This is a genomic window from Streptomyces sp. NPDC040718 (assembly GCF_055593565.1).
Map to the genome: position 1 here is coordinate 115,149 of NZ_JBVIXO010000010.1, position 22,059 is coordinate 137,207.

General features: G+C 74.0%; 26 protein-coding genes and 1 pseudogene. 4 read left to right on the plus strand and 23 right to left on the minus strand.

From position 1 onward, the window contains the following. The first annotated feature begins 34 nt into the window (after positions 1-34). Positions 35-337 carry a DUF1876 domain-containing protein gene (locus tag ACZ597_RS24335; RefSeq protein ID WP_471333755.1) on the plus strand — a complete coding sequence of 101 codons (303 nt, stop codon included), beginning with the start codon at positions 35-37 and terminating at the stop codon, positions 335-337. A 34-nt stretch (positions 338-371) separates the two neighbouring features. Beyond that, complete coding sequence (locus ACZ597_RS24340; protein WP_471333757.1) at positions 372-755, plus strand: hypothetical protein; 384 nt, start codon at positions 372-374, stop codon at positions 753-755. Between the two features lie 398 nt (positions 756-1,153). Here ACZ597_RS24340 and ACZ597_RS24345 read toward each other — a convergent pair. The 6 genes and pseudogenes from ACZ597_RS24345 to ACZ597_RS24370 all read right to left on the minus strand — a co-directional run. Beyond that, a pseudogene (locus ACZ597_RS24345) lies at positions 1,154-1,336 on the minus strand (NADH-ubiquinone oxidoreductase chain 4L); the annotation flags it as partial. Further along, positions 1,336-2,118, minus strand: a complete 783-nt coding sequence (locus ACZ597_RS24350; protein WP_471333760.1) for an MnhB domain-containing protein — start codon at positions 2,116-2,118, stop codon at positions 1,336-1,338. The pseudogene ACZ597_RS24345 and the gene ACZ597_RS24350, both read right to left, overlap by 1 nt. Continuing rightward, complete coding sequence (locus tag ACZ597_RS24355) at positions 2,115-2,384, minus strand: Na(+)/H(+) antiporter subunit B (protein WP_471333762.1); 270 nt, start codon at positions 2,382-2,384, stop codon at positions 2,115-2,117. Before ACZ597_RS24355 ends, ACZ597_RS24350 begins: the two co-directional genes overlap by 4 nt. Beyond that, on the minus strand, positions 2,377-2,688 hold the full coding sequence (locus ACZ597_RS24360; protein WP_471333765.1) for a monovalent cation/H(+) antiporter subunit G: 312 nt from the start codon (positions 2,686-2,688) through the stop codon (positions 2,377-2,379). Before ACZ597_RS24360 ends, ACZ597_RS24355 begins: the two co-directional genes overlap by 8 nt. A 1-nt stretch (position 2,689) precedes the next feature. Next, on the minus strand, positions 2,690-2,974 hold the full coding sequence (locus ACZ597_RS24365; RefSeq protein WP_471333768.1) for a monovalent cation/H+ antiporter complex subunit F: 285 nt from the start codon (positions 2,972-2,974) through the stop codon (positions 2,690-2,692). Further along, positions 2,971-3,435 (minus strand): hypothetical protein, encoded by a 465-nt coding sequence (locus ACZ597_RS24370; protein WP_471333770.1) that lies wholly within the window; start codon positions 3,433-3,435, stop codon positions 2,971-2,973. The genes ACZ597_RS24365 and ACZ597_RS24370 overlap by 4 nt, the downstream gene beginning before the upstream one ends. A gap of 169 nt (positions 3,436-3,604) precedes the next feature. On the opposite strand from ACZ597_RS24370, the gene ACZ597_RS24375 reads away from it, so the two are divergent. Then, entirely contained in the window at positions 3,605-4,444 is an 840-nt protein-coding gene (locus tag ACZ597_RS24375) for a class II glutamine amidotransferase (RefSeq protein ID WP_471333773.1), read from the plus strand. A 40-nt stretch (positions 4,445-4,484) separates the two neighbouring features. On the opposite strand, the gene hypE is transcribed toward ACZ597_RS24375, so the two are convergent. From hypE to ACZ597_RS24460, 17 genes are all read right to left on the minus strand, one after another. Continuing rightward, positions 4,485-5,546 (minus strand): hydrogenase expression/formation protein HypE, encoded by a 1,062-nt coding sequence (hypE, locus tag ACZ597_RS24380; protein ID WP_471333776.1) that lies wholly within the window; start codon positions 5,544-5,546, stop codon positions 4,485-4,487. Next, positions 5,539-6,672, minus strand: a complete 1,134-nt coding sequence (gene hypD, locus ACZ597_RS24385; protein WP_471333779.1) for a hydrogenase formation protein HypD — start codon at positions 6,670-6,672, stop codon at positions 5,539-5,541. The genes hypE and hypD overlap by 8 nt, the downstream gene beginning before the upstream one ends. Continuing rightward, positions 6,669-7,004 (minus strand): HypC/HybG/HupF family hydrogenase formation chaperone, encoded by a 336-nt coding sequence (locus ACZ597_RS24390; RefSeq protein ID WP_471333782.1) that lies wholly within the window; start codon positions 7,002-7,004, stop codon positions 6,669-6,671. The genes hypD and ACZ597_RS24390 overlap by 4 nt, the downstream gene beginning before the upstream one ends. After that, positions 6,973-9,372 carry a carbamoyltransferase HypF gene (gene hypF, locus ACZ597_RS24395; RefSeq protein WP_471333785.1) on the minus strand — a complete coding sequence of 800 codons (2,400 nt, stop codon included), beginning with the start codon at positions 9,370-9,372 and terminating at the stop codon, positions 6,973-6,975. Before hypF ends, ACZ597_RS24390 begins: the two co-directional genes overlap by 32 nt. Then, positions 9,372-10,223, minus strand: a complete 852-nt coding sequence (gene hypB / locus ACZ597_RS24400; protein ID WP_471333788.1) for a hydrogenase nickel incorporation protein HypB — start codon at positions 10,221-10,223, stop codon at positions 9,372-9,374. The genes hypF and hypB overlap by 1 nt, the downstream gene beginning before the upstream one ends. 3 nt (positions 10,224-10,226) lie before the next feature. Next, positions 10,227-10,610 carry a hydrogenase maturation nickel metallochaperone HypA/HybF gene (locus ACZ597_RS24405; protein ID WP_471333791.1) on the minus strand — a complete coding sequence of 128 codons (384 nt, stop codon included), beginning with the start codon at positions 10,608-10,610 and terminating at the stop codon, positions 10,227-10,229. Between the two features lie 110 nt (positions 10,611-10,720). After that, positions 10,721-10,822 carry a DUF6893 family small protein gene (locus tag ACZ597_RS24410; protein WP_471333793.1) on the minus strand — a complete coding sequence of 34 codons (102 nt, stop codon included), beginning with the start codon at positions 10,820-10,822 and terminating at the stop codon, positions 10,721-10,723. Beyond that, positions 10,819-11,307: a hydrogenase maturation protease gene (locus ACZ597_RS24415; RefSeq protein WP_471333796.1), complete on the minus strand. Its 489-nt coding sequence runs from the start codon at positions 11,305-11,307 to the stop codon at positions 10,819-10,821. Before ACZ597_RS24415 ends, ACZ597_RS24410 begins: the two co-directional genes overlap by 4 nt. Beyond that, positions 11,304-12,698: a hypothetical protein gene (locus ACZ597_RS24420; protein WP_471333799.1), complete on the minus strand. Its 1,395-nt coding sequence runs from the start codon at positions 12,696-12,698 to the stop codon at positions 11,304-11,306. The genes ACZ597_RS24415 and ACZ597_RS24420 overlap by 4 nt, the downstream gene beginning before the upstream one ends. After that, the gene (locus ACZ597_RS24425; RefSeq protein ID WP_471333801.1) at positions 12,695-13,402 is read right to left on the minus strand and encodes a DUF6084 family protein; all 708 of its coding nucleotides are present in this window, start codon (positions 13,400-13,402) and stop codon (positions 12,695-12,697) included. Before ACZ597_RS24425 ends, ACZ597_RS24420 begins: the two co-directional genes overlap by 4 nt. Continuing rightward, positions 13,399-14,070, minus strand: coding sequence for a DUF5947 family protein (locus ACZ597_RS24430; RefSeq protein WP_471333804.1), 672 nt, complete (start codon positions 14,068-14,070; stop codon positions 13,399-13,401). The genes ACZ597_RS24425 and ACZ597_RS24430 overlap by 4 nt, the downstream gene beginning before the upstream one ends. Continuing rightward, the gene (locus ACZ597_RS24435; protein WP_471333806.1) at positions 14,067-14,600 is read right to left on the minus strand and encodes a hypothetical protein; all 534 of its coding nucleotides are present in this window, start codon (positions 14,598-14,600) and stop codon (positions 14,067-14,069) included. The genes ACZ597_RS24430 and ACZ597_RS24435 overlap by 4 nt, the downstream gene beginning before the upstream one ends. Beyond that, positions 14,597-16,381, minus strand: coding sequence for a nickel-dependent hydrogenase large subunit (locus ACZ597_RS24440; RefSeq protein ID WP_469116361.1), 1,785 nt, complete (start codon positions 16,379-16,381; stop codon positions 14,597-14,599). Before ACZ597_RS24440 ends, ACZ597_RS24435 begins: the two co-directional genes overlap by 4 nt. 82 nt (positions 16,382-16,463) lie before the next feature. Then, on the minus strand, positions 16,464-17,519 hold the full coding sequence (locus tag ACZ597_RS24445; protein ID WP_470964181.1) for an NADH-quinone oxidoreductase subunit B family protein: 1,056 nt from the start codon (positions 17,517-17,519) through the stop codon (positions 16,464-16,466). A gap of 70 nt (positions 17,520-17,589) precedes the next feature. Then, complete coding sequence (locus tag ACZ597_RS24450) at positions 17,590-19,362, minus strand: enoyl-CoA hydratase-related protein (RefSeq protein ID WP_471333810.1); 1,773 nt, start codon at positions 19,360-19,362, stop codon at positions 17,590-17,592. 160 nt (positions 19,363-19,522) lie between these two features. Then, a complete protein-coding gene (locus tag ACZ597_RS24455) occupies positions 19,523-19,777 on the minus strand; it encodes a hypothetical protein (RefSeq protein WP_471333812.1) in 255 nt (84 codons plus the stop codon). Next, the gene (locus tag ACZ597_RS24460) at positions 19,774-20,292 is read right to left on the minus strand and encodes a DUF6328 family protein (protein WP_471333815.1); all 519 of its coding nucleotides are present in this window, start codon (positions 20,290-20,292) and stop codon (positions 19,774-19,776) included. The genes ACZ597_RS24455 and ACZ597_RS24460 overlap by 4 nt, the downstream gene beginning before the upstream one ends. Positions 20,293-20,690: 398 nt before the next feature. Between ACZ597_RS24460 and ACZ597_RS24465 the strand changes: the two genes are divergently transcribed. Further along, entirely contained in the window at positions 20,691-21,911 is a 1,221-nt protein-coding gene (locus ACZ597_RS24465) for an MFS transporter (RefSeq protein WP_471333818.1), read from the plus strand. The last annotated feature ends 148 nt before the right edge of the window (positions 21,912-22,059 follow it).

Sequence of the window (22,059 nt, forward strand, 5' to 3'; positions counted from 1 at the left end):
TAGCAGGAGGCCCCGTGAGGTCAGGAGGCACGCCATGTCACACGCCGAGGAATGGAAGGTCGGCGTCTACCTCATCGAGGAGGACGGTACGACGAAGGCCCGGGCGGTGCTGGAGACCGGGAAGGACACGCTCGTCGGCCGGGGCCGGGCGCGGTGCAATCCGCAGGACGTGGAGGTCCCCGCGATCGGTGACGAGCTGGCGGCGAGCCGGGCGATGCGCGACCTGGCCGGCCAGCTGAGCCGGGCCGCCGACAAGGACCTGGCCGCGCTGGGCGCCGCCCCCGACGCCCCGCGCACCGGGTACGGCTGGCCGGACGACTCCGGCGGCGGCCGGTAGGTGTGCGGCGGGCCGTGGCGGGCAGGCGCCCGGCATGGTCTTCCGTCATCCGGCGGAGAAGAGCGAGGACGGCGGGCGGGCCGGCCGCTTCGAGCGGCTGGCCGAGTTCGCCTCCAATTTCACCAGTTCCGCCTTCTTCTCCGCCCTGTGCGTGGCCCTGGTGGCCTGTTTCGTCGTCGTGCACGTGCTGGGTCTTCCCACGGACTGGCAGCACCTGGTCGGCGACTCGATCGGCGCGGTGTCCCTGCTGCTGCTGGCCCTGCTGAAGAACTCCGAGCGGCGCGCCGAGCACGCGATCCAGCGCAAGCTCGACGCGATCGCCGAGGCACTCCTGGAGGAGCGGGAGGGCAAGGAGGGCGCGCAGGGGAAGGCCCACGAGGACCTGGAGTCGGCGATCCGGATGGAGGAGCGCCTGTAGCGAGCGCCGCGCCCCGCTTCACATCTGGAGGGCGACGGCGACCAGGAGCGCGGCCATGCCCACCGCCAGCCAGGCCAGGTAGTCGCCGAGCAGCCCCGAGTGCAGTCGGCGCAGCGGCAGCAGCACGGCGGCCGCTGCCCTGCGCGGGGCCCGCTCGGGGCCTCGTACGGCGGCGGCGGCCAGCAGGCAGGCGAAGGCCGCGGAGGCCAGGCCGAGCCAGGTGCCGGCCGGGGTCCACTCCGCGGCGACGGCCTCCCCCGCCGCCGCGGCCGCCCCGCCGGTGCCGCCGGCCGAGGCGGCGTATCCGGCCGGGTCGGTGAAGAGCGCCGCCCCGTGGCCCAGGCTCTCGGCGACGGCCGGGACGGTGCCGACGAGCAGGCCGAGGAACAGCAGTGCCGGAGGTCCCCGAAGACGGGGGCGGTGGCGCCGCGCCGGTATCCGACGCCGAGCAGCATCAGGTAGGTGGAGGACTGGGCGACGGCGAGGCAGCCGACGGCGTGGATCAGGTTGCGGCTGGTGACCAGGCCGTACAGGGCGACCAGGAGCACCCATCCGGCGGCCAGGAACGGCAGGACGTCCATCAGCGCGCTTCCTCCTGCGGGTCGGTGGCGGCCGGGCGGCGGGGCCGTCCGCGGCCGGGTTCGGTGATCTCGACGGCCTGGTCGAGGAAGTGGGCGAGCAGCACGATCAGCCCGGAGCCGACCTCGATGCCCACGGCGAGGTTGAGGAGGGGGACGGTGCCGCCCGAGGTGATCGTGTTGAACGTGCCGAGGGGGAGCACGTTCCCCAGGAAGGCTCCGCCTGCCGCGAGGCCGGCCAGGCCCAGCGCGGTGAAGGACAGCGCGGCGAGGGCGTCGGCGACGTCCAGGGCGGCGAGCGGCCGGACCCGTTCGAGGACCCGGTAGTCGGCGGCGAGGTAGGCGAGGTGGAGGGCGGTGGCCAGGACCACTCCGCCCTGGAAGCCGCCGCCTGGGGTGAGCTGCCCGTGTGCCACCACGTACACGCCGGTGACCAGGGCGACGGGCAGCAGGACGGCGCCGAAGAGCCGGGTGGTGGGCAGGGCGCGTTCGGTGCGGGGCGGTTCGCGGTGTTCGTCGCGGGCGAGCCGCAGCAGCAGGGTGGAGCCGAGGACGGTGACGAAGAGGATCGACTGCTCACCGAGGGTGTCGAGGGCCCGGAGGTCGAAGTTCACGGCGGAGATCGTGTTGGCCGTGCGGTGGGCGAGGGCGGCGGCGACGGCGCGGTCGCCGTAGGGGTGGCGGTCGGTGCCGAAGGCGGGCAGGTCGAGGCAGGCGGCGGCGAAGAACGCCGCGAGCACGCCGGCGGCGCCGCCGAGGAGCGCGCCCCGGGCCCGTGCCTTCACGTCCGGTCCTCCCGTTCGTGCCGCTCGGCGGGCGGGCGGCGGACCTTGCGGGCCGTGAGCAGGATCAGCAGCGGGGTGAGCGCCGTGCCGACGGCCAGTTGGGACAGGGCCACGTCCGGGGCCTGGAGCACGACGAACAGCAGGGTCAGCGCGAGGCCCAGGACGGCGAGCGCCACGGCCTGCCGTACGGGCTCGCGGCAGAGCACGGCGAGCGTGGCGGCGGCGGCCACGAGGAGCAGGGTGGTGGCGGTCAGGGCGTCATCCATGCCGGGCGTGCTCCTCGTCCTCGTCGGCGGTGGCCTTGGCGACGGCGATGGTGGTCACGGTGGATCCGGCGGCGAGGAGCAGGCCGATGAGGAGGGTCTTCGCGGCGGCCCGGCCGATGCCCTGCTCCAGGGCCACCGCGCAGGCGATCAGCGGTACGCCGAGGCCGCCCGCCGGGGCCAGGGCGTGCAGCCGGGCGAGGCCCGCGGGCAGGAAGGGCAGGGCGGCCGCGGAGACGAGGAAGCAGGCCACGCCTGCCCACAGCAGGACGTGGGCCGCGAGGTGCGCGATGCCCGCTCCGGCCATCTCAGCCGTCCCCGTCGGGTGGGCGGGATCCGGCGATCCGGGTGAAGACGAGGACCCCGGCCGGGGAGAGCACCGCGAAGACGAGCGCGAGGTCCTGGTACGAGGAGCGGCCGTAGGCCATGGGCAGCAGCAGGAGGAGCGCGCCGGTGGCCGTGCCCGCCAGGCACAGTCCGGCCAGACGGCGTACCGCGCTGCCCCGGGCCGCCGCCCACAGGCAGGCCGGCCAGACGGCGGCGAGCAGTACCAGGGCGGCCGCCGACCAGGTGTCGGCCGGTACGGGGCTCACCGGGCGTCCCCTCGGCGGCCCAGCACCCGCTCCGGCCCGCCGGGGGAGGCGGCGAAGGTGTGGACGACGGTGCTCGGGCGCCCCTCGGGCAGGTCGACGACGCAGGTGTCGGCGGACCAGCCCAGCAGCACCCCGGCCCATCCCGGGTCGGCGCCCTCGCGCAGCCGCACCGTGCGGATCCGGCCGCGGCGGGCCGCGGGCCCGGCGGCGGGGAGCCGGACGAGGCGGGCCAGGCCCCGGACGGCGGCCAGGGGCAGCGCCAGGACCGCGCGCGGCGCTCCGGCGGCGCCGCGCACGCGGACGCCGGCCGCCCGGCGCAGCCGGCCCGCCACCCAGCCGGCCCCGGCCGCGCCGGTGGCCGCCACCAGCACTTCCACCGGGTCGAGGGTGGTGATCGCCAGCAGTGTGACGCCCGTCAGGACCGCCCACCACAGGAGGAACTCCAGCACCCTGCCCCTCACACGCCTCCCCCTCACCCGGTCGCAGGGACAGGTTCGCGGCATCCGGCGGCCGCCGGGGGCGGTGCGGCGGACGACTCGGGTGATGCCACCCGCCCGGCGCAACGGGAGGCGGTGCGATCGCGTGGCGGGTTAGGCTCGGACGGAGTGGCGCACGAGAGGGATGGTGCACATGTGTCGATGGCTCGCGTACTACGGCTCCCCGATGCTGCTCGATGCCGTCCTGTACCAGCCGGAACACTCGCTGATCGACCAGAGCCTGCACGCGCGGATGGGCGTGGAGTCCACCAACGGGGACGGCTTCGGCATCGGCTGGTACAGCACCGACGGTGACGGCACGCCCGCGGTGTTCCGGGACATCGGTCCGGCGTGGAACAACCGGAACCTGCGGGAACTGGCCTCGCACGTGCGGTCGCCGCTGTTCTTCGCGCACGTCCGCGCCTCCACGGGGTCGGCGATCCAGCAGACCAACTGCCATCCCTTCCGGCACGGCCGCTGGATGTGGATGCACAACGGTGCGATCACCGACTTCCACCGGCTCCAGCGCGACCTGTGCATGGCCGTGGACCCGGCGCTGTTCCCCTGCATCGAGGGTTCGACGGACTCCGAGGTGATGTTCTACCTGGCCGTCACCTTCGGCCTCGACCAGGACCCGCCCGGCGCGGTCGCCCGGATGGCGGGCCTGGTGGAACGGCTCGGCAAGGAGCACGGGGTCGCGGACCCGCTCCAGATGACGGTGGCGGTCAGCGAGGGCGAGCGCGTGTGGGCCTTCCGCTACTCCAGCCAGGGCAGGTCCCGTTCGCTGTACTACAGCAGCCGGGCCGAGACGGTGCGCCAGCTGTACCCGGAGCTGCCGTACCTGCGCTCCGTGTCCGACGAGACGCGGCTGGTGGTCTCCGAGCCGCTCGGAGACCTCCCGGGCGTGTGGAACGAACTGCCCGAGGCGAGCTACGCGGTGGTGCCGTGGGACGGCCCGGAGGACTACCTGCCGTTCATCCCCGAGCTGCCCTGACCCCGCCGCGCCCGCCCCGGGAGTCCCGGGCGGGCCGGAGTCAGCAGATCCTCGGCAGCTGCTCCCCGATCGGCAGGTCGACGACGCGCGTGCCGCCGAGGCCGGTGCGGGCCACGACGAGGCCGGGGTGGTCCTCGACCACCTCGCCGATGACCGCCGCCCGCCGGCCCAGCGGGTGGGCCCGCATGGCGTCGAGGACGGCGTCGGCGTGCTCGCGGGGTACGAAGGCGACGAGCTTGCCCTCGTTGGCCACGTAGAACGGGTCGAGGCCGAGGATCGCGCAGGCGTTGCGCACGGCCTCGGGGACCGGGACCCGGCCCTCCTGGACGGCCACCCCGGTGCCGGAGGCGGCGGCGATCTCGTTGAGGGCGGCGGCCAGGCCGCCCCGGGTGGGGTCGCGCAGGACGTGCAGATCGGGGGTGACGGCGAGCATGGACTGCACGAGGCCGCCCAGGGCCGCGCAGTCGCTGGCGATGTCCGCCTCGAAGCCGAGGCCCTCGCGGACGCTCATGATGGCCACGCCGTGCAACCCGATGTCCCCGCTGACGATGACCACGTCGCCGGGTACGACGCGCTGCGGGCGCAGGTCCACGCCCTCGGGGACGAGGCCGATGCCGGAGGTGTTGATGTACACGCCGTCGCCGTGGCCCACTTCGACGACCTTGGTGTCGCCGGTGGCCACCTCCACGCCCGCCGCGCGCGCGGCCGCGCCGAGGGCTTCGGCGACGCGGCCCACCGTGGCGGTCTCGACGCCCTCCTCCAGGATGAACCCGCAGGACAGGTAGGCGGCCGCGGCCCCGCTCATGGCGAGGTCGTTGACGGTGCCGTTGACCGCGAGGTCGCCGATGCTGCCGCCGGGGAAGAACAGCGGGCGCACCACGTACGAGTCGGTGGAGAAGGCCAGCCGGGCCCCGCCCAGGGTCAGGGTCGCGGAGTCGCCGAGCTGGGCGAGGACCTCGCCGCCGAAGGCGGGGGCGAAGACGTGCCGGACGAGTTCGGCGGAGAGCGCGCCGCCGCCGCCGTGGCCCATCACCACGCGGGGGTGGTCGCGCAGGGGGGCCGGACAGGTCCAGCCCGAGACGTCCAGTGCGGTGTCAGACAACGGGGGTCGCCTCCAGCGGTGCCGTCTTGGCGGTCGGGATCTCCAGGCGCCGGTAGAGGTAGTACGCGGCGCACGCGCCCTCGCTGGAGACCATGGTGGCGCCGAGCGGGGTGCGCGGGGTGCAGGCCTTGCCGAAGGCCTCGCACTCGTGCGGCTTGATCAGGCCCTGGAGGACCTCGCCGCTGCGGCAGGCGGCCGGCTCGCGGGTGTCGATGCCGGTCACCGAGAAGCGGTGTTCGGCGTCGAAGTCCCGGTAGCGGGGCGACAGCCGCCAGCCGCTGGCGGGGATGACGCCGATGCCGCGCCAGGCGCGGTCGGTGACCTCGAAGACGTCCTCCAGCATGGCGAGGGCGGCCGGGTTGCCCTCGGGGCGGACGGCGCGGGCGTAGGCGTTGTCGACGGTGTGCTCGCCGCGCTCCAGCTGGCGCACGGCCCGGCGCACGCCCTCCAGGATGTCGAGCGGCTCGAATCCGGTGACCACGATGGGGACGCGGTGGCGGGCGGCCAGTTCGGGGTACTCGGCGGTGCCCATCACGCTGCACACGTGCCCGGCGGCGAGGAAGCCCTGGACCCGGCAGCTCGGCGAATTCATGATCGCCTCGATGGCCGGGGGGACCCTGACGTGGGAGACGAGCAGGCTGAAGTTGGTGATGCCGCGCTTCTTCGCCTGGTACACCGTCATGGCGTTGGGCGGCGCGGTGGTCTCGAAGCCGATGCCGAAGAAGACCACCTGGCGGTCCGGGTTCTGCCGGGCGATGCGCAGGGCGTCGAGCGGGGAGTAGACGACGCGTACGTCGCCGCCCTCTCCGCGCACCTGGAAGAGGTCCCGGCCGGTCCCGGGGACGCGGAGCATGTCGCCGAAGGAGCAGAAGATCACGCCGGGGCGGGAGGCGATCTCCAGGGCCTTGTCGATGACTTCGAGCGGGGTCACGCACACCGGGCAGCCGGGCCCGTGGATCAGTTCCACCTGCTCGGGGAGGAGCTGGTCGATGCCGTGCCGGATGATGGTGTGGGTCTGGCCGCCGCAGACCTCCATCAGCGCCCAGGGGCGGGTGACGGTGGCGTGGATGTCGTCGAGCAGCCGGCGGGCGAGGCCGGGGTCCTGGAACTCGTCGATGTACTTCACTGCTGCGCCGCCTCCCGCGGGACCTCTTCGTGGTCGTCGTCCGTGAAGGGCCGGGGGGCGCCGCCGGCCTCGGCGGCCTGCTCCCACGGGTCCCCGAACTCCTCCTGGAGCATGCCGAGTTCGGCGAAGAGCTCCAGGGTCTTCAGCGCGGACTCCTCGTCCAGGCGCTGGAGGGCGAAGCCGACGTGGACGATGGCGTACTCGCCGACCCTCAGGTCCGGCAGGTATTCCAGGCACACGTCCTTGACGACGCCGCCGAAGTCGACGGTGGCCATGCGGGTGCCGTCCCGCTCACCGATGTCAATCACTCTGCCGGGTACCGCCAGGCACATGGGCCCCTCCTTGCTGTGGTTGTTCCGTGGCGCGGCCGGCCGCGGCCGCCGCCACCATGAGCTGGCCGAGGGCCAGTCCCCCGTCGTTCGGGGGGACCCGGTGCTGGCGCAGTACGGTGAAGCCGTGCTCCCGCAGCAGCCGTGAACAGGCGGCGGAGAGCAGGGTGTTGGCCATGACCCCGCCGGTCAGGGCGACGGTGTCGAGGCCGTGCTCCGCGCGGGCGGCGAGGCAGGTGTCCGCGACGAGGGCGGCCACCGCGGCGTGGAAGCGGGCCGCGACCGGCCCGGGCCCGAGGCCCGCCCGTACGTCGGCGGCGACGGCCGCCAGGACGGGCGCCGGGTCGGCGGTGTACGGTCCGGGGGTCCCGGGTGGCGGGGGGCTCAGGGCGAACCGGTAGCCGGGGTGCGGGTCGCCCGCGGGGGCGGCGAGGGCGGCCGCCTCCAGCTCGACGGCTGCCTGGGCCTCGTACCCGGCGAGGTGGCAGACGCCCGCCAGGGAGGAGACGGCGTCGAAGAGGCGCCCCATGCTGGAGGTGGGCACGCAGTTCAGGCCCCGTTCCAGCTGCCGTTCCAGTACGGGCAGTTCGCCGGGCGGGCAGGCGGCCACGGGGGGCAGGTCCGGGGTCCGGCCGAGGCCGGCGGCCCACAGGTGGGCCAGGGCCATGCGGTAGGGGCGCCGCACGGCGGCGTCGCCGCCGGGGAGCGGGACGTACGCGAGGTGCGCGAAGCGGGTGTGGCCGGTGTAGTCGGCGAGCAGCACCTCGCCGCCCCAGACCGCGCCGTCGTCGCCGTACCCGGTGCCGTCGAAGGCGATGCCGATCACGCGGCGGCCGCCGTCCAGGCCGTGTTCGGCCATGGCGGAGGCGATGTGCGCGTGGTGGTGCTGGACGCGGACCAGGGGGCGGGCGCCCGCGCGGCGCGCCGCCCAGGCCGTGGAGCGGTAGCCGGGGTGGCGGTCGGCGGCGAACAGGGCGGGCGCCACCCCGGTGATGGACTCCAGCTGCCGCTCGGCGCGTCCGAAGGCGGTCTGGGTGGCCAGGTCGTCCATGTCGCCGATGTGGGCGGACAGCCAGGCCTTGCGGCCCTCGCCGAGGCAGAAGGCGTTCTTCAGGTCTCCCCCGGCGGCGAGCGTGGGCGGCACGGCCAGCGGCAGTGCGAGCGGCAGCGGGGCGTGGCCCCGGGAGCGGCGTACGGTCAGCGGCTCGCCGTCGCAGACGCGCACCACGGAGTCGTCGCAGGGGACGTGGATGGGGCGGTCGTGGGTGAGCCAGGCGTCGGCGAGGTGGCCGAGGCGCTCCAGGGCCTCGGCGTCATCGGTGACGATGGGCTCGCCGGAGAGGTTGCCGCTGGTCATCACGAGCAGGCGCGGCCCGGGCGGGTCGCCGGGCAGGCCCAGCAGCAGGTGGTGCACGGGCGTGTAGGGGAGCATCACGCCGAGGTCCGGGCTGCGCGGGGCGACTTCGGCGGCGAGTGCGGCGGCCGACGCGGGGCGGCGGCGCAGCAGCACGATGGGCCGCTCGGGTCCGGTGAGCAGGGCCCGTTCGGCGGGGCCGATCTCGGCGAGGTGCTCGACGTCGGCGAGGGAGCGGGCCATCAGGGCGAAGGGTTTGTCCCCCCGGGCCTTGCGGCGGCGCAGTTCGGCGACGGCCGCGGGCCGGGTGGCGTCGCAGGCGAGGTGGTAGCCGCCGAGGCCCTTGACGGCGAGGACCGCTCCGGCGGCGAGGAGCCGGCGGGCCTCGGCGACGGGGTCTGCGGGGTCGGCGGTGCTCTCGCGCGGCGGTGCCCCGGTGAGCAGGCGCAGCCCGGGCCCGCAGGCCGGGCAGGCCACCGGCTGGGCGTGGAAGCGCCGGTCGGCGGGGTCGGCGTACTCGCGGGCGCAGTCGGGGCACATCGGGAAGCGGGCCATGGTGGTGTGGGCCCGGTCGTACGGCAGTCCCGTGACGATGGTGAAGCGGGGTCCGCAGTGGGTGCAGGTGATGAACGGGTGGCGGTGTCGGCGGTCGGCCGGGTCGGCGAGTTCGGCGAGGCAGTCGGCGCAGGTGGCGACGTCCGGGGGGACGAGGGTGCGGGCGGGGCCGCCGGAGCGGGAGGGGATGATCGTGAACCCGGCGCCGCCGGCGACGGGGAGCGCGTGGTGGTCGACGGCGTCGACGACCGCGAGCGGCGGGGCGGCGGCGGCGAGGCCCTCGCAGAAGGCGGTGACGGCCGCGGGTGCCCCTTCGACCTCGGCGACGACGCCGTCGGGGGTGTTGGTGACGTGGCCGGCGAGGCCGAGTCCGGTGGCGCGGGTGTAGACGTACGGCCGGAAGCCGACGCCCTGCACCACGCCGCGGACGGTGACGCGGCGGCGTTCAGCTGCCGCGTCCATCAGCGGGGTTCCGCCTCGTCGGCGGGCCCGCTGGGGGTGTGGTCGTGTACGTACCCGGCGCCCGGACCGTGGACGTGCCCGCGGGCGTGGCCGGGTCCCGGGTGGGTGTGGCCCGGCCCGTGGGAGTGGCCGTGGGTGTGGGCTCCGTGGGTGTGGGGCGGGGGTTGGTGGGACATGACCGGGGTGTGGGGGCGGGTGCCTTCGGCGGTGCGGAGGGCGTGCGCGAGGAGGAGGCCGGTGCCTTCGGCCGAGCGGGACGAGGTGCGGAGCACCTCCACGCCGGGGTTGACCCGCTGGACGTTGGCGCGGAAGGCGGCCTCGTCGAAGTCCACCGCCTCCGCGATGTCCGTCTTCGTGATCAGCACCAGCTGGGCCAGGCCGAAGGCGGTGGGGTACTTCAGCGGCTTGTCCTCGCCCTCCGTCACCGAGGCGAGCACCACGCGGAGGGACTCCCCGAGGTCGTAGGAGGCGGGGCAGACCAGGTTGCCGACGTTCTCGACGAAGAGCAGCCGGGTGTCCTCGGGCAGCCAGCCGTCGAGGTGGCGGCCCAGCATGTGGGCCTCCAGGTGGCAGAGGCCGTCGGTGAGGACCTGCTTGACCGGCGCGCCCGAACGGGCCAGCCGCACCGCGTCGTTCTCGGTCGCCAGGTCGGCCGTCAGCGCGGCCACGGGCACGCCCCGCTCCCGGGCGAGGGTCAGTTCGCGTTCCAGCAGGGCCGTCTTCCCGCTGCCCGGGCTGGAGAGCAGGTTGACCACCGCCGTTCCGCGGGCGGTGAGTTCTTCACGCAGGGCCTGCGCGGCCCCGTCGTTCTTGGCGAGCACCGCCTGTCGCAGGTCGACCACTCGGCACACGGCTCAGGCCTCCTCGGGGATCGGTTCGAGGGCGTCTTCGTCTTCCCAGACCACGCGGAGGATCCGCAGTTCGCGCCCCGTCAGGAGCTCCACGGCGGTGGCCTTCCCGCAGTCGGGGCAGCGCAGGTCGGGGGGCATGCCGACGGCCCACTCCGCCGCGCAGGACGCACAGCGGGCGCGGGCCGTCACGGCGTGCGTGACGAGCTCGGCGCCTTCGAGGGGCGTCGCGGTGCAGGCGAGTTCGAAGGAGAAGGCCAGTGCGTCGGGGACGACACCGGCCAGTTCCCCGATCTCCAGCTCCACGCGGCTCACGGAGCGTGCCGCTCCGGCGTGGGCCGCCTCCGCCACCTGGTCCACGACGGCCATGGCGATCGACATCTCGTGCATCGGACTCCGTCCTGCCGGGCCTCATTAGACCGGCGGGGCGGGTGCCCGGTGGGCGGGCGCGCCGACGCACGGGGGACCCGTACGCCGTTCGGGCGGCGCGGACCCTGCGGTCACATGCGGCTGATGCGCAGGTAGCGCTTGAGGTCGGGGAGCATCGTCACCAGGACGGCGCCGAGCACGGCGGCCATGGTGAACGCGACGGCCTTCTTCACGGGGTTCTCCTCGGGAGCAGTTCCTGGACCATGCGTACGGCGTGGGGTACGGCCGCGGCCACGGGCGGGCTCAGGCCGATGCCCTCCTCGACGGTCGCGGGTTCGCAGCCGACGACGAGGGTGCGCCGGGGCGGGGTGGCGCCGGTGCCCGCGCAGAGGCCGTCCAGGAGGGCGAGGACCGTGTCGGGGGACATGTCGTGCCCGTCGAGCACGGCTCGGCCGGGGGCGACGGGTCCGGTTCCGTCGGCCTCGATGAGGTGGAGGGTGCCGGGTGCGGCGCCCCGGGCGGTCGCGTCGACGATGACGAGGGTGTCGTAACCGTCGAGGAGCTGGTAGGCGAGGTGGACGCCGCGCACGCCGAAGTCGACGGCCTCCACGCCGTCGGGCAGCGGGTGCGCGGCCAGGGCGCGGACCGTCTCGACGCCGAAGCCGTCGTCGCCGAGGAAGACGTTGCCGATGCCGGCGACCAGGGTCCGGCCGTTCACTCGTCCTCCAGGGGGGTGACCTCGTCGGGCTGGAAGTACAGGAACCGGCCCTGTTCCCGGCGGATGTCGGCGCCGGGGTCCCCGTCGACGGTGACGGCGAGGTGCACGCCGCCGTCGACGTCGTGGAGGACCGCTTCGACGCGTGCGGCGCTGCCCCGCAGGAACAGGTCCTGGGCGTCGGTGCGGCGCAGGCCCGGCCGCAGCAGGACGCGGCTGCCGGGGCCGACGGAGCGGCCGTCGACGGTGATCCGCTCCGGGGCGGGTTCGGCGGCGGCCCCGTGGGCGGGGTCCCACCAGGGGGTGTCGGGGGTGAACACGTCCTCGGGTACCTCGGTGCGGTCCGGGCCGGTGATCTCGCGCAGGGCGCGGACGGCGCCGTGCAGGCGTTCCAGGACCTCGGGGGGCATGGAGTCCGCGAGGTCGACGACGGCGGCGGCGCGGGGATCGGTGCCGCGGGCCTCGCGTTTCTCCTGGTCGGTGAGGGCGGCGGTGCGCAGGGCGAGGATCTCGTCGATCTCCAGGGCGTCGTACATGGCGCCGGCGCTCTCGGGGGCGATGGCGGCGTGGTCCTCCAGGATGATCGGGGAGGACAGGACCACGTCGGCGCGGCCGTCCTCCCCGGCGAGCACGGGCCAGGTGTGGCGGTTGTCGCAGCCGCGGACGGCGGGCCGGGCCCATTCGGGCGGGTCGGTCATGGACAGGAAGGAGCCGGCGCTGAGGCCCAGCAGGAGGTGGGCGGCGACCAGGGACCGGGGCAGGGCGCTGTCGCGGCCGGCGCCGGGTTCCGGGGTCCACGTGGCGGTGTTCTCGACGACGGCGGTGAGCCTCAGCGCCCGGTAGGGCACGTCGAGTTCCTCGGCGCGCAGCCGGACCTCGGCGTCGATCCGCTCGGCGCGCCGGACCAGCCGGCCGCGTTCGCGGCCGTCGGCGTCGAGGACGGGCTCGGTCTCCTCGCGGGCGGGGCGGACGAGGGGCAGGGTCACCTCGCCGGCGGCCAGCTCGGCGACGGGCACGGTCAGCTCGGCCTGTTCCTCGGTCCCCTCGTCCCAGGGGACCAGGACCCGGTCGGGCAGGTGCAGTTCGGGCACGGCCTCGAACGAGCCGTCCCCGAGGGCCTCTTCGACGGTGCGCCGCCAGGCCTGGAGGAAGCGGAGTTCGAGGTGGAGGACGGCCTCGCCCCTGGGCTCCATCACGAGTTCGGTCCGCTGGAAGGAGTGTTCGCCGTGCGCGGGGCCCCAGGCGGGCGGCACGAGGACGCCGAACTGCCAGCGCATCCGGTTCTTGGCGGCGGAGGCGCGGTAGGGGTACAGCACGTAGCCCTCGAAGAGGACGGCGTCGGCAAGTTGCCGGGCGGCCGCGAAGCGGGTGTCCGGCGGGGAGGTGGTGGTCACGGCGCGGTCCTCCCGGCCAGCCGGTCGAGCAGTGCGGCGGCCCGGAGGGGCTCGGGGCCGGCGTCGTGGGCCGTCGGGGCCGCGGCGGCGTCCAGGAGGGTGCGTACGGTCGACTCCCAGGAGGCGAGGGCGTGGCGAGAGCGGAAGGCGAGCAGCTCGTCCATGGTGTCGCGGGGCAGTCGCAGCCATCCGCAGCCGGGGAAGTGCTGTTCGATCATCTCGCGCCACACGGTCACGGGCATCCGGTAGGAGGCCTCGCGGTCCCAGGGGACGGGTTCGACGCGGAAGCCGCCGGAGCCGGTGAAGGCCGTGCCGGAGAACAGCATCAGCAGCGGTACGTCGCCGTCCTCCAGGGCGTCGAAGTAGCGGGTGGCCGCGATGTCCATGTCGTAGGTGCAGGGCACCGGCACCTCGGTCTCGGTCTCCCCGGTGAAGCTCGGGACCATGACGGCGACCTGGGCGAACTGGACGGGCTGGAGGGTGGTGCCCCAGCGGGAGCGCTCGCCGAACAGGTCCTGGAGCGCGGCGGCCTCCCCGGGGCCGTAGCCGCGGCGGGCCGGTTCGATGCGCAGCTGGCAGCGCAGCGCGAGGGCGTGGACGCGGGTGGCGCCGGGGGCGGCGACGCGCAGCCGCAGCAGGAGGGTGGGGCCGGCGGCGTAGGGGTCGGCGCGCACCCCGGTGCAGGTGAAGGTGAGGTCGGTCATGGCCGCGGCTCCCCGGCTGCCGTGGCGGGCTGCCGTCCGGCGGGTACGGCGCGCCGTTCGACCTCGGCGAAGAAGGCGTCGAGGGCGGCGCGGGCTTCGGCGCCTCCGTCGAAGCCCTGCCACAGCAGTCTCATGCGGCCCACCAGTTCGTAGCAGATGTCGATGGGGACGAGGTAGCAGGCGGTGCGCCCGTGCGAGCGGCGCAGCAGCAGTGCCTCGACGTCGGGTTCGAGGAGGGCGGCGAGCGGGCCGGCGCCGAGGACGCGCTGCCAGGTGGCGGGGTCGAGTTCGCTCTCGGTGGCTCCGGCGGGGCTGGGGTAGAGGGCGACGAGCCGGTCGAGGGCGGCGTTGCGGAAGAAGAAGGCGACGCCGACGGGGATCTGGAGGAGGTCCCAGGCTTCGTCGTCCCAGCGGTGGCCGGGGTCGCTCAGGTAGCGGTCGGGGACGGTGCGGAAGCGGCCCGCGGCGGCGCCGGGGCGGTCGAAGAGGAGGGCGCAGGGGGCGCAGGCGCAGACCAGGGCGCGCTTGTCGGTCTCCACGAGGTGGCGGTGGGCCTCGCGGGCCACCGCCGTTCCGCACAGTTCGCAGGTCTCGGGGCGGGGGGCGCGGGGCCGGGTGAAGCGCCGCAGTCCCCGTTCGGGGGTGGCCGGGTGGCGGTCGGGGCTCACGGGACGCGCGCCGGGGCGTGGGGCCGGGTGGTGATCTGGAGCAGCGGGGGTGCCGGGGCGGCGGGTGCCAGTTCCACGGCGGTGACTTCGGGGGCGAAGGCGGCCACGGCGTCCTCGATGCGCCGCAGGGTGTCCTCGGGGCCGCTGCCGCAGCCGCAGCCGGTGTCGGGGACGGTGCGCAGCCGCAGGGTGCCGTCGCTCTCGTCGTAGCCGGCGAGTTCGGCTTCGGGCAGGGTGTCCAGGGCGCGGGCGATGCGGGTGTGGACGTCCTCGGGGTGGAGGCCGTGCAGGGTCAGCAGGCTCGCCGTGAGCTCGTCCTCCAGGAGCGCGGCCAGGGGGTCGGCGCCGGGTGCGAGCGCGGTGAGGCCCTCCACGATGCGGCCGAGGCCCGCTCCGTAGAAGTCCATGAGTACGCGGACCAGTTCCTCGGCGGCCTCGTGGGTCTGCCGGTCGCCGGTGGCGGCGAGCCGGTCGAGGACCTCTTCGATCCGGCGGCCGGCCTGGAGGCCGTCGGTGGTCGCGGCGCTCATCCGCCCAGTCCGCTCAGGCCGGTGGGGACGTGCATGGACTTCACGGTCTTGCCGCCGCCGACGTACATGTGGACGCCGCAGGGCAGGCAGGGGTCGAAGCTGCGGACGGCGCGCATGATGTCGATGCCCTTGAAGTTCTCCGGGGGGTTCTCCTCGAAGATGGGGGTGTTCTGGACGGCGTCCTCGTACGGTCCGGGGGTGCCGTAGCTGTCGCGGACGCTGGCGTTCCAGGGGGTGGGCGGGTAGGGGTGGTAGTTGGCGATCTTCCCGTCGCGGATGACCATGTGGTGCGAGAGGACGCCGCGCACCGCCTCGGTGAAGCCGCAGCCGATGGATTCGTCCGGCACCTCGAACTTCTCCCAGGTCTGGCTGCGTCCGGCGCGCACCTCGGCGAGCCCCTTCTCGGCGCAGTGCAGGGCGATGCCGGCCGCGTACGCCTGGAAGTAGGTGCGGGCGCGGTTGCGCTCCAGGGCGTTGCTCCACTTCGGGATGCGCCACTCGAAGGTGGTCTCCGGCTTGGTCATGGTGCGCGGCAGGTTGATGACCACGCTGTGCCCGGTGGCCTTGACGTAGCCGACGTCGACCAGTCCGGACAGGGCGGTGGACCAGAGGCGGGCGATGGGGCCGCCGCCGGTGTCGAGGGCGAGGTGGTCCTTGCCGTCGAACCAGCGGGGGGACATCACCCAGCTGTACTTGTCGTCGAAGGCGCGCTTCTGCGGGGCGGGGATGGTGTGCTGGTTCCAGGGGTGGCGGGGGTCGACGGGGTTGCCGAGCGGGTCGTGGGTGACGAACTGCTCCTGGCCCTCCCAGTCGTCGTAGTACGAGCTGCCGAGGAGGATGCGGATGCCGAGGTTGATCTGCGTGAGGTCGTTGGTGACCAGCTTGCCGTCCACGACCACGCCCGGGGTGACGAACATCTTCCGTCCCCAGTCCGTCATGTTGGCGTAGGTGAAGTCGCAGTACTCGGGGTCGTTGAGGGCGCCCCAGCAGCCGAGGAGGACGCGGCGGCGGCCGACCTCCTCGTAGCCGGGCAGGGCCTCGTAGAAGAAGTCGAAGAGGTCGTCGTGGAGGGGGACGACCCGCTTCATGAACTCGACGTACCGCATGAGGCGGCTCATGTAGTCCGTGAAGAGCTGGACGGAGGCGACGGTGCCGACGCCGCCCGGGTAGAGGGTGGAGGGGTGCACGTGGCGGCCCTCCATCAGGCAGAACATCTCCCGGGTGTAGCGGCTGACCTGGAGGGCCTCGCGGTAGAACTCGCCCTCGATGGGGTTGAGGGAGCGCATGATGTCGGCGATGGTGCGGTAGCCGTGCTCGGCGGCGTGCGGGGACTCGGTGCGCTCGGCGAGTTCGAGGACGCCGGGGTTGGTCTCGCGGACCATCTTCTCGCAGTAGTCGACCCCGACCAGGTTCTCCTGGAAGATGTTGTGGTCGAACATGTACTCGGCGGATTCGCCGAGGTTGATGATCCACTCGCCGAGGTGCGGCGGCTTCACGCCGTAGGCCATGTTCTGCGCGTACACCGAGCAGGTGGCGTGGTTGTCGCCGCAGATCCCGCAGATGCGGCTGGTGATGAAGTGCGCGTCGCGGGGGTCCTTGCCGCGCATGAAGACGCTGTAGCCGCGGAAGACCGACGAGGTGCTGTAGCACTCCGCGACCCGCTTCTGCTTGAAGTCGATCTTCGTGTGGATGCCGAGGCTGCCCACGATCCGGGTGATCGGGTCCCAGGCCATCTCGACCAGCCCGCTGCCGTCGCCGGCCGCCTTCGTCTTCGGTGTCATCGTGTCTGCCGTGGCCCTTCTAGTGAGCGGGAGCGGGGTGTTCGTCGCGGCGGAGCGGGAAGCAGCGGGCGCGGGGCCGCCGTCACCAGGGCGGGCGGTAGCCGGTGGTCAGCTGGCGGCCCTTCTGGCGCCACTTGGGCTCCTTGTCCACGGTGTGGGTGGTGACCGCCCTGAGCCTGCGGATCACGGCTCCGTAGGCGCCGCTGGCCTTGGTGGACAGGGTCGCGCCGGGCGGCTTGTCCATGAACGGCATGAACTTGTCGGGGAAGCCGGGCATGGTGCAGGCGATGCAGATGCCGCCGACGTTCGGACAGCCGCCGATGCCGTTCATCCAGCCGCGCTTGGGGACGTTGCACTTGACGACCGGGCCCCAGCAGCCGAGTTTGACCAGGCACTTGGGCGAGTCGTAGGTGTGGGCGAAGTCGCCCTGCTCGTAGTAGCCGGCCCGGTCGCAGCCCTCGTGGACGGTGGCGCCGAACAGCCAGGTCGGGCGCAGCTTGTCGTCCAGCGGGATCATCGGCGCGGATCCGGCCGCCTGGTAGAGCAGGTAGGTGAGGGTCTCGGAGAAGTTGTCCGGCTGGATGGGGCAGCCCGGAACGCACACGATCGGGATGCCGGCCTTGGACTTCCAGTCCCAGCCCAGGTAGTCGGGGACGCCCATGGCACCGGTGGGATTGCCCTCCATGGCGTGGATGCCGCCGTACGTGGCGCAGGTGCCGATGGCGACGACGGCGAGGGCCTTGGGGGCGAGCCGGTCGATCCACTCGCTGGTGGTGATGGGCTGGCCGGTCGCCGGGTCGTCGCCGAACCCGCACCAGTAGCCCTCGGGCTTGATCTTCTCGTTGGGGATCGAGCCCTCGACGACCAGGACGAAGGGGTCGATCTCTCCGCGCTCGCCCTTGAAGAACCATTCGATGAAGGTGTCGGCGCCGCCGACCGGCCCGCACTCGAAGTCGATCAGCGGCCAGTGCACGGCGATCTTCGGCAGGCCGGGGAGCACTCCCGTGACGATCTCCTCGATGCTGGGCTGCATCGCGGCGGTCAGGGACACCGAGTCGCCGTCGCAGCTGAGTCCGGCGTTGATCCAGAGGATGTGGATCGGGGGGTCCTCTACCGCGCTGGGCGTTGCTGCATCCATGGGGGGTGCTCCTTGGGGAGGGATGCGGGAGGGGTGGGCCGGGGCCTGGGGATCTGCCCCACCCTTCTTGCTAGCAGGACCGCGGTCCCGCCGCCCTGTCGGAGGGGGCCGGTCCAGTGACGGGCGGCCGCCGCGAGGGCAGGGGCGCGGTGTGCCGGCCGGGTACCGCGCGGGCGAGGTGCGGCGGGGTCCGGTCGGCGGGCTCCTTGCGCACGAAGGCGCGGCGCAGCGCGTGGTACGGCGCCGCCGGGTCGTGGAAGGTCTCCCGCATCCGGGCCAGCTCGGCCTCCCGGTAGGCGGCCAGCGGGGTGACGGCCTCGTCCCGGTCGCGCCGGGCCTTCTTGCGGGCGATGGCGGACTGGGTGGCGGGCGAGGCCGCGAGGCGGACCGCGAGCCGGGCCGTCTCGTCCGCGAACTCCTGGGGGCCGCAGTCGAGGGTCCGGTCGCTGAGGCCGAGCCGGCGGGCGGCGGCCGCGCTCAGCGGCAGGGCGTCGGCCATGAGCCGCTCGGCCACGCCGGTGCCGGTCCGGCGGGGCAGGGTGTAGGTCCAGTACTCGGATCCGTACAGCCCCATGAGCCGGTAGTGCGGGTTCAGGACGGCGCCGGACCTGCACCAGACCTCGTCGGCGGCGAGGGCGAGCATGGCCCCGCCGGCGGCCGCGTTGCCGCCGACGGCGGCGACGACGAGCCGGTCGGTGGTGGTCAGGACGGCCTCCACCAGGTCGTCCATGGCGTTGATGTTGGCCCAGGACTCGGCGGCGGGGTCGGCGGCCGCCTCGATGACGCCGAGGTGGATGCCGTTGGAGAAGAAGTCGCGGGTGCCGCCGAGGACGAGGACGGAGGTGGGGCGGGAGCAGGCGGCGCGGTAGGCCGTCAGCAGGCGCCGGCAGTGGCCGGTGCTCATGGCGCCGCCGGGGAAGGAGAAGGTCAGGAAGCCGGCCCCGCCCTGTTCCCGGTAGCGGATGTCGGTCCAGGTCCGGGCGCCCGCCGGGGGGCCGTCCGGTGGGGCGGGGACCTCGGGGAGGGCGGGCAGCCGGTCCCCGAGGGCGAGGACGGCGGGGAGTTTGACGGGGGCGGGCTCGCCGGGGGTGCGCTTGGCGCGCAGTTCGGGGATCCAGACGGCGCCGTCGCGGGTGGCCCGGCAGACGGCTCCGGCCCGGGTGGCGAGCAGCTGCCCGGGGGCACCGCGCAGGGTGTCCTCGGGGTGGCCGCCGTGCAGGAACCACTGGCCGCCGAGGAGTTCGTCGAGGACTCCGGGCCGGGAGTCGGCGGCGCGCAGGGCGCGTACGACGGTGTCGGTGGTGTCGTGGTCCCAGTCGATCCGGCGGTGCGGCTGGCGCAGGTAGGGGCGGGCGGTGGCGGCGCCCTGCGGGGCCGGGACGTGGGTTCCGGAGGCGAAGCGCTCGACGGCGAGCAGGACGGCCGCGAGGGCCGCGTCGGAGACCTCGCCCCGGTAGGAGTCGCTCTTGCCGACGGGCGCGAGCGCGCAGTCCGCGGTCGCCCAGACGTCGCCGGCGTCCATCTCCTCGTCGGCCTGCAGGACGGTGACGCCCCACCGGGTCCCGCCCTCGGTGACGGCCCAGTCCAGGGAGGAGGGGCCGCGGTCGCCGACGGGGCCGGGGTGCACGATCAGGCAGGTGTACGCGGACCAGACCTCGCGAGGTACGGCCGTCTTCAGCATCGGCGCGACGACGAGGTCCGGGTGGTGGCGGCGGACGGTCTCGGCGAGGTCCGTGCCGGGCAGGGCGAGCTCGAACGCCACGCTGTGGCCGTGGTCCCGCAGTTCGGCGTGGACCCGTTGGGTGAGGCTGTTGAAGGCGCTCGCGACGAGCAGGACGTGCACGTGATCTCCCAGGCGTCCGGAACCCCGCCATCGGCGGGCGGTGCGGGTACGGCCGCTGGCGATCGTGGGCCCCTGCCGCCCGTGGCGGGCCGAAGCCCGGCAGGGGTGTCACCCGGAAGTGGTGCGGGGAGGCCGCCACCTGGTGGATCGGCGGTCCCGCTCAGCGGTCGTCGGTCTCCCGCTCGGGCCGGGACCGGTGCTGCGGCGGGTGGTGGGGGCGTACCTGCTCCTCACGTCCGACGCCGGGCCGCTGCCGCTTCGCGGAGTGGCCGCCCGCGTCCTCGTCCGGCCCGGCGTCACCGGCCCGGCCGACGACCGCCTCGTCCGCCTCCCGCCGGGCCTCGGGGTCCCCGCTCTCGCCGGGCGCCCGTGACGGCGGGGTCCGTGACCAGCTGTGCTGCCGGTGCTCGCTCATGTCGTACTCCTCGTCTTCGGGGTTTCCCCGGCCTCTTCGGACGTGTAGCGGATCCGGGCCCACAGCGGCAGCGCGTACCAGCACAGCAGGTACCAGGCGACCACGGCGGAAACCAGCCATGGCACGAGGCCGTGGGGGGCCGCGACCCTCAGCACGAGGAAGAGGGCGGAGGTGCAGGTGGCCAGCAGCAGGAGGATGCCGGTGAAGGTGAGGCGCGAGGCCCAGCGCACCGCCTCCGGCTTGATACGGCGCCCCGAGACGATCCGGTGGAAGGAGACGGGGCCGATGAGCGCGCCGGTGGCCAGGGCGCCGAGGACGACCGTGGCGGTGTAGATCGCCTTGTCGGTTTCGGCCAATCCCTGGAAGTGCGGGGTGAAGGCGACCGTGAGCAGGAATCCGAAGAGGATCTGCACCCCGGTCTGGGCGACCCGGATCTCCTGGATCAGCTCCTGCCACTGGCGGTCCGCCCGCTCCTCCGCGCTCTCGTCGCGCCCCTGGGGTCTCTCTCGCGGCATACGGCCTCCTCCGTCCGCCCCTCGCCTGCCCGGCGGACGGCCCGCCAACCCCCCGCGGGCCCGGAATTCAGCCGTCCGCCCTATGCCCTACCGGCCGGTAAGGGCAGGTCGTCGACCGTTTCTGCACATTCTTTTTCTTCACGCTTTACCCGATCCAGGAATTTCGGTCATGTGACCGGGGTCACAGGGACATTTCCTGGACAGCCCGACCTAGATCAAGTTTCGATATGGCCTGCGCGGCCGACGATCTCGGTCCGCGAACACGGGGAATTTCCCGAATCCTGTCGTCGGCAACGGCGCTTGACGAGGAGTGGGGGCGTGTCAGTGACCCTGGCGTGCGCACGAGGAAGATCCACGACGTCCGTTCGCGTCCACGCGGACCGCATTGCGGCAGGCCGATGCTGAGCCGACTGCTCCCGCCCGCCGGCCCGGCACGCGTCCTCACCGGCATCACCCTGGTCCACACCCTGGGGCAGGGCCTCTGGATGGCGCTGAACGCCATCTTCGCCACCGCCGTGCTCGGGCTGTCGCCCGGCCGGTTCGCCATCGGCGTCGGCGTCGCCGCCGGCATCGCCCTCCTGGTCAGCACCCCGACCGGGCACCTGGCCGACCGCATCGGCCCGCGCTCCGTGCAGATCTGGTCCTTCATCGCCCTCGGGCCGCTCACGGCGGCCCTGCTCGCGGTGCAGGGGTTCGCGTCGTACCTGCTGGTGGTGAGCGCGCAGGCGGTCGCCTACAGCGCCAGCCGCAGCGCCCGCATGGCCATGGTCGCCGGACTGGTGCCGCCGCAGGACCGGGTCTCGGTCCGCGCCTACCTGCGGGCCACGAGCAACGTCAGCGTCTCGGTGGGCGCCGCCCTGGCCGGCCTGCTGCTCGCCGCCGACTCGGTCCGGGCGTACGAGGCGGCCGTCGTCTTCAACGCCTCCACCTACCTGGCCACGGGGCTGCTCACCCTGCTGCTGCCCCCGGTGGCGGCGCAGCCGGCCCGCCCCGGACCGGCCCTGACCGTGCTGCGGGACCGGCCCTACCTGACCTTCGTGGTGCTGGACGGCCTGCTGTCCATGCACAACCTGCTGCTCGACGTCGTCCTGCCGCTGTGGGTGCTGCACCGTACGAACGCACCGCGCTGGATGATCGCGGCGATCCTGCTGACCAACACGGTCGCCGTGGTCCTGCTCCAGGTCAGGGCCGCGCGCGGTACCGACGAGCCGAGCGCGGCGGCCAGGGCCTCCCGGTCCGGATCGCTGTGCCTCGCGGTCGCCTGCGTGGTGTTCTCCTTCAGCGGCGGGGTCTCCGCGACGCTCGCCGGGGCGCTGCTGCTCCTCGGAGCCCTGGCACACGTCCTGGGCGAGATCCGGCAGTCGGCGGGCAGCTGGGGGATGTCCTTCGCGCTGGCGCCCGAGCACGCCCAAGGCCAGTACCAGGGCACGTACGCGATGGGCTCGGACCTGGGCAAGATGATCGCTCCGGCGCTGCTGACCTGGCTCGTCATCGACCACGGCGGCCTCGGCTGGCTGGCCATGGCCCTCGGGTTCGCGCTGGCCGGAGCCGCCATGCCGCGCATCGCCGACCGGGCGCTGCGGGGCCGGGAAGCCGCCCCGGACGCCGTCGCGGCGTGACGGGGCCGCACCCCGCACCTCCTTTCCGCCCGAATTTTCCGCCATTCATTTCCCTGTTCCAGTTCCGGTGTTTTTCCGTGCCGTCGCGCCCTTTCCGAGTTCCGGGCCGGCGATGCCGCGCGGAGTGTGAATCACCCGCCGCAATGCA

What these genes read in the sequence shown, in the direction of transcription:
- ACZ597_RS24435 (WP_471333806.1), bottom strand. Translation starts at nt 14,600, where the DNA reads ATGAGCGCCGCGACCACCGACGGCCTCCAGGCCGGCCGCCGGATCGAA.
- ACZ597_RS24465 (WP_471333818.1), top strand. Translation starts at nt 20,691, where the DNA reads ATGCTGAGCCGACTGCTCCCGCCCGCCGGCCCGGCACGCGTCCTCACC.
- ACZ597_RS24460 (WP_471333815.1), bottom strand. Translation starts at nt 20,292, where the DNA reads ATGCCGCGAGAGAGACCCCAGGGGCGCGACGAGAGCGCGGAGGAGCGG.
- ACZ597_RS24340 (WP_471333757.1), top strand. Translation starts at nt 372, where the DNA reads ATGGTCTTCCGTCATCCGGCGGAGAAGAGCGAGGACGGCGGGCGGGCC.
- ACZ597_RS24425 (WP_471333801.1), bottom strand. Translation starts at nt 13,402, where the DNA reads ATGACCGACCTCACCTTCACCTGCACCGGGGTGCGCGCCGACCCCTAC.
- ACZ597_RS24360 (WP_471333765.1), bottom strand. Translation starts at nt 2,688, where the DNA reads ATGGCCGGAGCGGGCATCGCGCACCTCGCGGCCCACGTCCTGCTGTGG.
- ACZ597_RS24335 (WP_471333755.1), top strand. Translation starts at nt 35, where the DNA reads ATGTCACACGCCGAGGAATGGAAGGTCGGCGTCTACCTCATCGAGGAG.
- ACZ597_RS24455 (WP_471333812.1), bottom strand. Translation starts at nt 19,777, where the DNA reads ATGAGCGAGCACCGGCAGCACAGCTGGTCACGGACCCCGCCGTCACGG.
- ACZ597_RS24440 (WP_469116361.1), bottom strand. Translation starts at nt 16,381, where the DNA reads ATGACACCGAAGACGAAGGCGGCCGGCGACGGCAGCGGGCTGGTCGAG.
- ACZ597_RS24375 (WP_471333773.1), top strand. Translation starts at nt 3,605, where the DNA reads ATGTGTCGATGGCTCGCGTACTACGGCTCCCCGATGCTGCTCGATGCC.
- ACZ597_RS24445 (WP_470964181.1), bottom strand. Translation starts at nt 17,519, where the DNA reads ATGGATGCAGCAACGCCCAGCGCGGTAGAGGACCCCCCGATCCACATC.
- ACZ597_RS24405 (WP_471333791.1), bottom strand. Translation starts at nt 10,610, where the DNA reads ATGCACGAGATGTCGATCGCCATGGCCGTCGTGGACCAGGTGGCGGAG.
- hypF (WP_471333785.1), bottom strand. Translation starts at nt 9,372, where the DNA reads ATGGACGCGGCAGCTGAACGCCGCCGCGTCACCGTCCGCGGCGTGGTG.
- ACZ597_RS24390 (WP_471333782.1), bottom strand. Translation starts at nt 7,004, where the DNA reads ATGTGCCTGGCGGTACCCGGCAGAGTGATTGACATCGGTGAGCGGGAC.
- ACZ597_RS24355 (WP_471333762.1), bottom strand. Translation starts at nt 2,384, where the DNA reads ATGGATGACGCCCTGACCGCCACCACCCTGCTCCTCGTGGCCGCCGCC.